Genomic DNA, 10,207 nt, shown 5'->3' with positions numbered 1-10,207 from the left:
TATAATATCGTATCTATAGCAGGATGGCACAATCCTATATCTCCAAATCCAAGTACCTCGAGGGGCTCCAGTGTCACAAGCTGATCTGGTTCCGCTACAACGCCAAGGATCAGATCCCTCCGATCGACGCTTCCACGCAAGCGATCTTTGACCAGGGCCACCTCGTCGGATCCTACGCGAAGAAACTCTTTCCGGACGGAATCGAGATCAAGGCGAAGCCCTGGCAGTTCGACATGATCGAGAAACTTTCGATGTCGGCTCTCGCCCGCAGGGTGCCCCTCTTCGAAGCCGGTCTCGCGTACCAGGGCGCCTTCGCCCGCTTCGATATCCTGAATCCCGCCGGGGAGGACGAGTGGGACCTCGTCGAAGTGAAGAGCTCGACCGAAGTCAAGGAGGTCAATTACAACGATGTCTCGATACAGTACTATATTTGTGCCGGAGCGGGGCTCAAGATTCGCAAGTGCGTCGTGTATTACATCAACAACCAATACGTCCGCAAGGGAGAGATCGACCCCAAACAACTGTTTGCTTCTTCCGATGTAACTGCGGAAGCGCTGGCCCGGCAGGCGGATGTGCCGCGAAATCTCGCCGAGATCCGGGCGGTGATCGGTCAGAAGGCACAGCCCGACATCCCGATCGGCCCCTGGTGCGACGACCCGTATGAGTGTATTCTCAAAGACCATTGCTGGGGTTTTCTCCCCGAGCATAGCGTCTTCACACTGAATCGATCCCGCAAGGGATTCGAATGGTTCAACGCCGGAATCCTGAAGCTCAAGGATATCCCTATCGACGCGAGCCTGACACCGCCTCAACAGATTCAAATGCAGGCGCTCCTCTCCGGGAAAACCCATGTGGATCGCGCGGAGATCAAATCGTTCCTCGATACGCTCCGCTACCCCCTCTATTTTCTGGACTTCGAGACGATCAATACCGCGATCCCTCTGTACGACGGTCTTCGCCCGTACCAGAAACTCCCGTTTCAGTACTCTCTTCACGTCCAAAAGTCACCGGGGGACCCTCCGGTGCATTATGGATTTCTTGCCGACGGTGCATCGGACCCGCGTCCGACGATCCTGGGCAACCTGAAGAATCTTCTGGGTGAGACCGGATCCATCGTCGCATACAATTCGTCGTTCGAGAAGGGGGTGCTTCGGGAGGCTTCCGAAGTATTTACCGAATTTGCTCCATGGTATGCGGCTCTGGAGGAACGTATTGTCGACCTTTTGATCCCGTTCCGGACGTTCTCCTACTACAACCCGGAGCAGGAGGGCTCCGCCTCCCTCAAGGCCGTCCTCCCGAGTCTCACCGGGAAAGGCTACGAGGGAATGCCGATCGCTGATGGGGGTGCAGCTTCAAGGGAATATCTGCGGGTCACATACACGGCTGTCGCCGATGGCGACCGTGCATCGATCCGGAAGCAGCTCGAGGATTACTGCGGGTACGATACGATTGCGATGATCTCGGTTCTGAACGAGCTGGGCAAGTTGGTGAACGCGACCTGAAGGTCGCGCCTACCGACCATGATGCGGTATCGGTAGCCGCAAGCTTCAGCTTGCGGGATTCAGATCTGCACGATGACAATGGACACTATCATCACCATAAACGACCGGCTGGAGATTCCGTACTCGGAATTGAGCTTCAGATTTGCGCGGAGCGGGGGGCACGGCGGTCAGAACGTGAACAAGGTCGAAACGAAGGTCGAGCTGCTGTTCGATGTGGGGCGCTCGCCGAGCCTTTCCGAGGCTCAGCGCCGGCACATCATGACAAGGTTACAATCCCGTATAGACTCTGACGGGGTATTGAAGATCGTGGAACAGGATTCCCGCAGCCAGTGGCGAAACCGCGTGGAGGCGATGGAACGGTTCAAGGAATTGATCGGCGCAGCACTGAAACCGGTGAAGAAGAGAGTTCCCACGAAGATTCCCAGGCAGGACAGAGAGAAACGTCTCGAAGCGAAGAAACGGCGGGGAAGGCTGAAGCAACTTCGGAAATACGTAGAATAGAATTTAACGCAGCCTAAAGGCTGCGGCTACCAACCTCCTTCTCCATCCCTTTGAGCTTCTCCAGGAACTCCTCCGCTTCCCTCCCTTTTAATCCCTTCGTTTCGAGGTATTCAGCCGTCAGGCAGGAGGTATCGACCTTTCCCAGAAGCACATCAAGCTCCAGCCGGGAGAATCTTCCTGCTTTCAGGACGTAATCCTCGAACGCTTCCCATGCCACGGGCACGATTTTCTTCGTGATCTCAGCTACCGCCTCACCGTAAATCCGGATTTCATACTGCGCGTGCGCATCCATCCGGAGATGAAGAAAGTGGAACAGGTTGTGAAGATCGATCTTCCAGTACCACTCCGTATAGAGTGAAAGGGGAAGATGGATCCGTGCGAGCTCCCGCGCGATATCGTCCTCAAGCATCTTCGAATACTGCCCGTACGTTTTACCCTGGGCGGAAACGAGAATCTCGAGCACCTTCTCGCGAAGCTCCGCCGGGACCTCGTCGCCGCGTCCCTGCTTGTTCCGCCGGCTCTGCCGGTGGATCGCAACCGGCTCCGGAATATAGAACTCATCCTTCATCACTGAATACCGGCCGGAATACTCGTTGACATTCGCGGTCCTGTGCCTGATCCACTGGCGCGCCACAAAGATCGGAAGCTTGATGTGGAATTTCAGCTCGACCATCTCGAAGGGAGTGGTGTGCATGTGGCGCATCAGGTACCGGATCAATCCCCGGTCTTCGTTGACGCTCTTCGTCCCCTTCCCGTAGGAGACGCGGGCCGCCTGCACGATCGATTCGTCTCCGCCCATATAGTCGACGAGGCGGACAAAGCCCGCGTTGAGGCATTTGAACTCCTTGTCCATGATCTGTTCAGCGAGCGGATTGGTTACATGACCCATCTGTTGTGCCGGTGCGAAGTGTGATGATGAATGTACGTATATCATGAGAAAAAGTCCACGACTCTTTCTTCAGTTGTGTCGTGTTTTCATCTTTTACCGTCATCCCGGCATGTTTCAGGTCGGGATCTTTCTAAAAGAGTTGGAAGATGCTGACCTAAAGCATGTCAGCATGACGAGGTGGGGAGATAGACGGCCAAAAAGAGGCACCGCCCTTCCATAGGGTTCGTTGTATTTCCATCCAAGTTTCGCTATCTTTTCGTCATGATTAAGGTGGCGGTCGGCATTATCCTCCAGAACGGATCGACATCCCATTCCCGCCGCGTACTCCTCTGCCAGCGGACTCAAACCGCCAGATATGCGCTCAAGTGGGAGTTCCCGGGGGGCAAACTCGAGAATAACGAGCCCCTAGAAGAGTGCCTGCGGCGGGAGCTGCGCGAGGAACTGGGCATCGCCGCTGAGATCGGAACCCTTTTCCATCACCAGCAGGCGGTCTACCCCGACAGCGGCTCCTATCACGTCTTTTACTATCTCGTCAAGGGCTTCTCCGGAGAGATTGTCAACAAAGTCTTCGCGCGGTGGCAGTGGGTTCCACTGACGGAGCTCGAGCAGTATGACATTCTCGAGGGCAACCGGGACGTAGTCCGAAAATTGGCCGATCACTTTGGCCCCGCGTAGCCCAAAAAGCGTTTCCCCGGTCCGGCGTCGAATCTTGCAATGGTACCGTCGGAACGGCCGGAGTTTTCTCTGGCGGCGCACGACCGACCCCTACACGATCCTCGTCTCGGAAATCATGCTGCAGCAGACGCAGGCTGCCCGTGTCGAGGAAAAACTGCCGGGATTTTTGAAGTACTATCCGACGCTCGGCGCGCTCGCAAAGTCCACTACGGGAGATGTGATTCGCGCATGGCGCGGGATGGGTTATAACAATCGGGCCGTCCGCCTCCGCGATCTTGCGCGTGAAGTCGTCGATGATCACCGGGGCCGGTTGCCGGAGGATCCTGAACAACTCGACCTGCTTCCGGGAATCGGCCGGTATACGGCTCACGCGGTGGCCTGTTTTGCATTCCGAAAGAGTGTTCCTGTCGTGGATGTGAATATACACCGCCTGTTCTCACGTCTCTTCTGGCGGATGAAGGATTCGTCGGAGCGGAAAGACCCGGAGGCCGTCTGGGACCTCGCAGGGCGAATCATACCCCGGGATGCCTGGTCCTGGAACCAGTCGGTTATGGAGCTCGGATCGACAATCTGCACTGCGGGAAAGCCCGGATGCGCCCGCTGCCCTGTGAGGGAGTATTGCTCATCCGCCCATCTGGAAGTAGCACCTCTCCGGCGGGCAAAAGTTCATGTGGGAAAGCCCGAGCCGTCGTACAATGGAATTCCACGGCGGCTCTGGCGGGGCAGAATGGTCGAGGCGTTGCGCAATACAAACGGGGGGCGGTCAATGTCCCTCCATGAACTGGGAAAAGCAATTAAACCCGATTTCGCTCCGCAGGAAGTTGGCTGGTTGACAGAACTGGTCGACCGGCTCACGGAAGACGGAATCGTTCTGGCCGTCCGGTCACCGGGCAATTTGAGAGTCTCACTGTCGAACGAATGAAAAAGCGCCCCACTAAATCTTCCCCCGACGAACTTCGGGGAATGTTCGCAACACGGCGATCTGCGATCCGGAGCCGGCTTGCCGATTTCGCGAACGTACCCCGGCACGAGTATTTCTACGAACTCGTCTATTGCCTCCTCACTCCCCAATCGAGCGCGGTGAATGCGGGAAGAGCGGTGCTGGCGCTTCGGGAATCCGACCTTCAAAACCGTGCGTTCGACCCGGAGCCGCTTCTCCACCGGGAAGACTATTATATCCGCTTTCACAAGACCAAGGCGAAAAGCCTTCTCGAGATCAGAGAGAAGTACGGGATCGTGGCACAGCATCTCTCGAACGGGAGTACGAGCGTCGAACTCCGGGAATGGCTCGTGAAGAATGTGCGGGGCATGGGATGGAAAGAGGCTTCGCATTTTTTGCGGAACGTGGGGCACCGTGATTTGGCGATCCTCGACCGGCATATCCTGAAAAACCTCGTCCGATTCGGGGTGATCCGCCGCATTCCCGTCAGTCTCACGCCCAAGAGATACAAGGCGATAGAGAAACGGTTCCTGGCCTTTGCGCGCGACATCGAAATCTCAATGGATGAATTGGATCTCCTTTTCTGGAGCATGGAAACGGGAGAAATATTAAAATGACAACGGACCATCGATGAATGCGCTCGTGATCGGATCGGGAAGGATGGGCAGCGCTCTCGCACACGACCTTGCCAGGTCCGGGGGCGTGGAGCGGGTGATACTCGCCGACATCAACCTGGAGCGCGCGAGAGAGGTTGCCGGGAGAATCGGCAAGAATGTCGAACCCGTTCAGCTCGACACACGGTCGCCCGACCGGGTCGTCGAAACGATGAAACGAGTCGCGGTCGCCGTCGGAGCGACGAGCTACGGGCACAATGTCGGCCTTACCGAAGCCGCAATCCGGGCCGGCATCCATTTCTGCGACCTCGGCGGAAATATGGATGTGGTCTATCGACAGATGGCGCTCGATAAGGAAGCGAAGGCTGCCGGCGTGTGCATCATCCCGAATTGCGGTCTTGCACCCGGAATGGCGTGCGTCATCGCAGCCGGGGGCGCGGCCCGTTTCAGCTCCGTCGACGAGATCCATATACGAGTCGGAGGGTTGCCCCTTCACCCCCGTCCCCCGCTCAACTACCAGCTCGTCTTCTCCCCCGAGGGGTTGATCAACGAGTATATCGAGCCGGCGGAGGTCCTCCGGGACGGGCAACTCAAGAGCGTCGACTCGATGCTCGACCTCGAAGAGTTGGAGTTTCCGGCGCCGTTCGGCAAGCTGGAAGCGTTCAACACCTCGGGCGGCATCTCAACGCTGACCAGGATGTTTGCCGGGAAGGCGAAGCATCTCGATTACAAGACCATCCGGTACACGGGGCATTGCGAAAAGTTCAAGCTGCTTCTCGACCTCGGGTTTGCGAGTTCGGAGCCGATCATGGCGGGGCCCAATTTCCGGACAGCCCGCGAGATGTTCGAAGAGATGCTCCGGCGCAGGCTTCCCTCCAACGGTCCGGATGTGGTCCTCACGCGCGTGACGATCAAGGGATCGATGGGCAAGGAGCGGAAGGCACTTGCGTATGAGATGGTAGATTATTATGATGAAAAGGAGAAAATGACGTCGATGATGCGGACGACCGCATTCCCGACTTCGATCATCGCGCAAATGGCGGCCGGAGGGACAATCACGGCGCGGGGCGTTCAGCCGCCCGAACAGTGCGTACCGCTCGAGCCCTTTCTCAAAGAGCTGAGAGCGCGGAATATCGTGATCGCAGAGTCCCTTTCCTGATGAAGAGCCACAGTTGATTGTTGAACTTTTGACGAGAAGTCGCCGGAGCAACCTATGAAACGCCCGTTATCAGTCACCATCGTTACGAAAGACCCCGCGACTCAGCGCGAAATTCATAACCGCTTTGATGTCGAGACGTCGTTTCCGCGTCTGAGGTTGTGTGTGATCTTCCTCAGGGCGTTCTTCTCGACGCTTGGATGAAGAGGACCGCAGCCTGAAGGCTGCGGCTACCGCCTGTCATCCTGAGCGCAGCGAAGGATCTGGCGAGTCGAACTAGAAGATCCTTCGGTCGCTACGCTCCCTCAGGATGACAAACAAATTAAAGACCAACAACACGAATAACCCGAGTTAAAGTCTATGGCAGACACCAGCTCATTCGACATCGTCTCGATCGTCGACCTGCAGGAAGTCGACAATGCCCTTAACCAGGCGCGCAAGGAAATCATTCAACGGTACGACTTCAAGGGCTCCAAGTCCTCCCTCGAGCTCAAACCGAAGGAGTTTGAGATCGTCCTGATCTCCGACGACGATTTCAGGATGAAGGCGGTGGTCGACATCCTTCAGTCGAAATTCGTGAAACGCGGCGTCCCCCTCAAGGCGTTGACGTACGGGGAGATCGAGCCCGCGGCCGGTGGGACCGTCAGGCGGGTGATCAAGCTGCAAAACGGGATCGAAAAAGAAAACGCAAAGTTGATCCTCAAGATGATCAAGGATTCGAAATTGAAGGTCCAGGCGCAGATCATGGATGCGCAGGTGCGCGTGAGCGGTAAAAGCAAGGACGACCTCCAGGCGATCATGGCGCTTGTACGCGCGGCAAACCTCTCGTTCGCCGTCCAGTTTCAGAATTACCGGTAGCGATGCCGACCTGCCGGCGGCTGTGCCTCCTTCTTCTCCTGATCGTCCCTCTTCTCTCCCGGGCCCAGGAATCGGTCCCCGTGATTTTCAATCAGGCGCCCGCCCGGAATACGAGGATCGCAGCCATCACCACCGGCCAGACACTCTATTGCTCCGTCGGCGATCTTGCGAGGGCGTTCGAGCTCAGGTCCATCTTTAACGCGGAGACGGGACGCCTCGAACTGAGCGCAAAGCAATTTACGATCGTCCTGACCCCCGACAACCCCTTCATCACGATCCTCGACGAAAAGCGCAACGCAAACCTGCTGCAACTTCAAAAGAACGTCCTCCAGCCCGCGGGCGCGTTCTATGTGCCGATCGCCGAGTTCATCCCGGTCTTCGACGACATCATGCGTGAGAATGTGACCTTCAACCCATCTCGCCGGGAAATCGACGTCGGCCGGCTTGTGAGGATTTCACCCTTCGACATCTCCTCGGTCTCATTCGAACAGAAATCGAACGGGGATCTCATCCGGCTCCAGTGTTCGAAGAGGCTTCCGAACGCCGAAACCTGGTGCAAACCGATCGGCAGCGACACGTGGGTTTATGTGACCCTTGCCGACGGGCGGGCGGACGTCGCCTCCATCGAAGGCTTCCGGCCGAACGGGATTCTTAAGAAGGTGCTCGTGTTTCAATCTCCGACCTCTGTCCAGCTGACGTTCAAGCTGAAGGGAGAAATAAAGAGCGCCGAGCTGATCCCCGCGGAGGGGAGCGACGACCTTCTGATCGCCCTCCACCGCCCGACCGAAGAGGAGATCGCAGCGCGGAAGACACGGGACGTCGGGGGTAATCTCCAGCGCGAGCGGAACCGCTGGAAGCTCGACGTGCTCGTCATCGATGCCGGGCACGGAGGGGAAGACCCCGGCGCGCTCGGGGTGAGCCGCGTGAAGGAAAAGGATATCACGCTGGCAGTCGCGCTGAAACTCGGGCGTCTCATCGAGCGGAACCTGCGGGATGTACGCGTGGTCTACACCCGCACGACGGATCATTTTGTCGAGCTGGACCGGAGGGGGCAGATCGCGAACCAGGCGGGCGGGAAGCTCTTCATCAGCATCCATTGCAACTCGATGGCCCGAAAGCCAAGTCCGACGAACGGGTTCGAGATCTACCTGCTCCGGCCCGGAAAAACCGAGAATGCGCTCCGGATCGCCGAGCGCGAAAACGCGGTGGTCAAGTACGAACAGGGATACGAGCAGAGATATCAGAAGCTGACCGAGGAGAATTTCATTCTGCTCACGATGGCCCAGAGCGCCTACGTCAAGTACAGCGAGCAGTTTGCGGATATCCTTCACCACGAGATGGGGAAGGGAACAGGCCTCGACAATAACGGCGTCAAGCAGGCGGGCTTCTACGTCCTTGTGGGCGCTTCGATGCCGAACGTGCTGGTCGAAACCGCGTACCTCTCCAACAGGCACGACGAAAAGATCCTGAACAGCGACAAGGGGCAGCAGCGCATCGCGGAGTCGATCTTCAACGCCGTCAAGCGGTACAAGCGCGAGTATGAAAAGTCTCTGGAAGAGGGGAAGGACCCCGGGGCGGATCCCCAATAAGAGACCCCCATGCTGAAGAATTACCGCATATCGACCAAGCTCCTCTTCACGATCCTCCCCCTCCTTTTTCTCGCAGTGGGCACGAGCGCCTTCCTCAATAATCTCTACCAGGAACGCGACATGCTCGAGCAGGCGCAGGCCTCCGCGCAGACCTACGCCGAACTGATCCGCAAATCGCTCGTCGAACAGATGGTGACCCGCGAACGGATCGACGACGAATATCTTCAGCGGCTCAGCAGCGGGGGCGACCTGGACAGCCTTCATATTTGCTTCATGACCGACAGCCTCCACCTCCGGGAGATGTATCAGTCGGAAGAGCGCACCGAGCGCTTGCGGAAGAGAGAGATGCAGGCCCGGGCGCACTCTCAGGAGGAGGTCTGCGGCATCAACGAGACCGTCTACCGCCGCGAGGGCGACTCGTTCAGCGCCCTCGTCCCGTTCAAAGCGGTGGCCCGCTGCCAGCAATGTCATGCCGTGCAGCAGGGCCACGTGCTGGGCGTCGCGGCGATGAATATATCTCTCACGCGGATCACACAATCGATTCAGAGAAACTGGATCCGCTCCTTCGGGGTGTTCCTCGCTTTCACGGTTGTCGGAATCATCCTCAGCCTCCTTATCTACCGCCTCTTGATCGCACGGAGACTGAAGACGCTTGTCGAGGCCACAAAATCGATCGGAAGCGGCAATCTTGAGCGAAGCCTGTCGGACAACACCTCGAGCGACGAGCTGGGCGAATTGAGCACCGCATTCGATACCATGCGGCTGCGCTTGAAGAAAACCCAGGACGATCTGATTCACTCGGAGCGATTATCGACCATCGGGCAGATGGCGAGTTCGATCGTGCACGATTTCCGGACTCCGATGAGCACGATCAACCTCGCGATCGAATCGCTGGAGCACGGCAAGGGGTTCACACCCGAGAAGACACAGCTCTGGTACCGGATGATTCATGACGCCATCCGGAAAATGGTCACCATGGCGCAGGAATTGCTGGATTTCTCGCGCGGCGAGACTCATCTGAACAAGTCTGACACGCCGGTGGGGGATTTCGTCACACTGCTCGTCGACAGCGTGAAGGTGAACCTTGAACACGCCCGGGTCCGGCTGCACGTCAGGAACAATTGCTCCGGCAACGCCACGTTCGATGCGGAAAGACTCCACCGGGCTCTGGTGAATATCATCAACAACGCCCAGGATGCGATGCCGCAAGGGGGAGAGTTGCACCTGACCGTCGATCGTCACGACGGCACGATCAGGTTCACGATCACCGATAGCGGCAACGGCATCCCGCCCGAGATTCGCGACAGGATGTTTGAAGCGTTTGTGACCGCGGGAAAAAAGAAGGGGACGGGTCTCGGCCTGGCGATCACAAAACGGATCGTCGATCAGCACGGGGGGACTATAGAGGTTCAGAGCGAACCGGGGAAGGGCACCACCTTCGTGGTGTCGATACCGGGATGAAGATTATTCCAATCTCAGGAAA

At 57.5% G+C, this 10,207-nt stretch carries 11 protein-coding genes; 10 read left to right on the top strand and 1 reads right to left on the bottom strand.

Going from position 1 to position 10,207, the window contains the following annotated elements; all coding sequences use genetic code 11:
- Positions 1-23: 23 nt before the first annotated feature.
- Both VI215_04850 and arfB read left to right on the top strand, forming a co-directional pair.
- Complete coding sequence (locus VI215_04850) at positions 24-1,502, top strand: DUF2779 domain-containing protein (protein ID HEY6191640.1); 1,479 nt, start codon at positions 24-26, stop codon at positions 1,500-1,502.
- Positions 1,503-1,580: 78 nt separating this feature from the next.
- Positions 1,581-2,003, top strand: a complete 423-nt coding sequence (arfB, locus tag VI215_04845; GenBank protein ID HEY6191639.1) for an alternative ribosome rescue aminoacyl-tRNA hydrolase ArfB — start codon at positions 1,581-1,583, stop codon at positions 2,001-2,003.
- 13 nt (positions 2,004-2,016) lie between these two features.
- Here the strand turns inward: arfB and thyX are convergent, their stop codons facing one another.
- Positions 2,017-2,892: an FAD-dependent thymidylate synthase gene (gene thyX, locus VI215_04840; GenBank protein HEY6191638.1), complete on the bottom strand. Its 876-nt coding sequence runs from the start codon at positions 2,890-2,892 to the stop codon at positions 2,017-2,019.
- Positions 2,893-3,162: 270 nt separating this feature from the next.
- On the opposite strand from thyX, the gene VI215_04835 reads away from it, so the two are divergent.
- The 8 genes from VI215_04835 to VI215_04800 all read left to right on the top strand — a co-directional run bounded on the left by VI215_04835 (position 3,163) and on the right by VI215_04800 (position 10,185).
- Positions 3,163-3,567, top strand: coding sequence for a (deoxy)nucleoside triphosphate pyrophosphohydrolase (locus tag VI215_04835; protein ID HEY6191637.1), 405 nt, complete (start codon positions 3,163-3,165; stop codon positions 3,565-3,567).
- A gap of 34 nt (positions 3,568-3,601) precedes the next feature.
- Positions 3,602-4,489, top strand: a complete 888-nt coding sequence (locus VI215_04830; GenBank protein ID HEY6191636.1) for an A/G-specific adenine glycosylase — start codon at positions 3,602-3,604, stop codon at positions 4,487-4,489.
- A 41-nt stretch (positions 4,490-4,530) separates the two neighbouring features.
- Positions 4,531-5,124 carry an N-glycosylase/DNA lyase gene (locus tag VI215_04825; GenBank protein HEY6191635.1) on the top strand — a complete coding sequence of 198 codons (594 nt, stop codon included), beginning with the start codon at positions 4,531-4,533 and terminating at the stop codon, positions 5,122-5,124.
- A gap of 13 nt (positions 5,125-5,137) precedes the next feature.
- Complete coding sequence (locus tag VI215_04820) at positions 5,138-6,280, top strand: saccharopine dehydrogenase C-terminal domain-containing protein (protein ID HEY6191634.1); 1,143 nt, start codon at positions 5,138-5,140, stop codon at positions 6,278-6,280.
- A gap of 54 nt (positions 6,281-6,334) precedes the next feature.
- Positions 6,335-6,481 carry a hypothetical protein gene (locus VI215_04815; GenBank protein HEY6191633.1) on the top strand — a complete coding sequence of 49 codons (147 nt, stop codon included), beginning with the start codon at positions 6,335-6,337 and terminating at the stop codon, positions 6,479-6,481.
- A 156-nt stretch (positions 6,482-6,637) separates the two neighbouring features.
- The gene (locus VI215_04810) at positions 6,638-7,135 is read left to right on the top strand and encodes a YajQ family cyclic di-GMP-binding protein (GenBank protein HEY6191632.1); all 498 of its coding nucleotides are present in this window, start codon (positions 6,638-6,640) and stop codon (positions 7,133-7,135) included.
- Positions 7,136-7,137: 2 nt separating this feature from the next.
- The gene (locus VI215_04805; GenBank protein HEY6191631.1) at positions 7,138-8,724 is read left to right on the top strand and encodes an N-acetylmuramoyl-L-alanine amidase; all 1,587 of its coding nucleotides are present in this window, start codon (positions 7,138-7,140) and stop codon (positions 8,722-8,724) included.
- A gap of 9 nt (positions 8,725-8,733) precedes the next feature.
- Positions 8,734-10,185 (top strand): HAMP domain-containing sensor histidine kinase, encoded by a 1,452-nt coding sequence (locus tag VI215_04800; protein ID HEY6191630.1) that lies wholly within the window; start codon positions 8,734-8,736, stop codon positions 10,183-10,185.
- The last annotated feature ends 22 nt before the right edge of the window (positions 10,186-10,207 follow it).

It is taken from the genome of Bacteroidota bacterium, assembly GCA_036522515.1.
Classification (GTDB): Bacteria; Bacteroidota; Ignavibacteria; order UBA10030; family SZUA-254; genus VBOC01.
Note: the sequence above shows the minus strand (reverse complement) of the source record. Positions and strands in the feature narration are given on the sequence as shown.

Excerpts from the sequence above, each read along its gene's own strand:
- VI215_04820 (HEY6191634.1), top strand. The coding sequence starts at position 5,138 with ATGAATGCGCTCGTGATCGGATCGGGAAGGATGGGCAGCGCTCTCGCA.
- VI215_04815 (HEY6191633.1), top strand. The coding sequence starts at position 6,335 with ATGAAACGCCCGTTATCAGTCACCATCGTTACGAAAGACCCCGCGACT.
- VI215_04805 (HEY6191631.1), top strand. The coding sequence starts at position 7,138 with ATGCCGACCTGCCGGCGGCTGTGCCTCCTTCTTCTCCTGATCGTCCCT.
- VI215_04810 (HEY6191632.1), top strand. The coding sequence starts at position 6,638 with ATGGCAGACACCAGCTCATTCGACATCGTCTCGATCGTCGACCTGCAG.
- arfB (HEY6191639.1), top strand. The coding sequence starts at position 1,581 with ATGGACACTATCATCACCATAAACGACCGGCTGGAGATTCCGTACTCG.
- VI215_04800 (HEY6191630.1), top strand. The coding sequence starts at position 8,734 with ATGCTGAAGAATTACCGCATATCGACCAAGCTCCTCTTCACGATCCTC.
- VI215_04850 (HEY6191640.1), top strand. The coding sequence starts at position 24 with ATGGCACAATCCTATATCTCCAAATCCAAGTACCTCGAGGGGCTCCAG.
- thyX (HEY6191638.1), bottom strand. The coding sequence starts at position 2,892 with ATGGGTCATGTAACCAATCCGCTCGCTGAACAGATCATGGACAAGGAG.
- VI215_04825 (HEY6191635.1), top strand. The coding sequence starts at position 4,531 with ATGTTCGCAACACGGCGATCTGCGATCCGGAGCCGGCTTGCCGATTTC.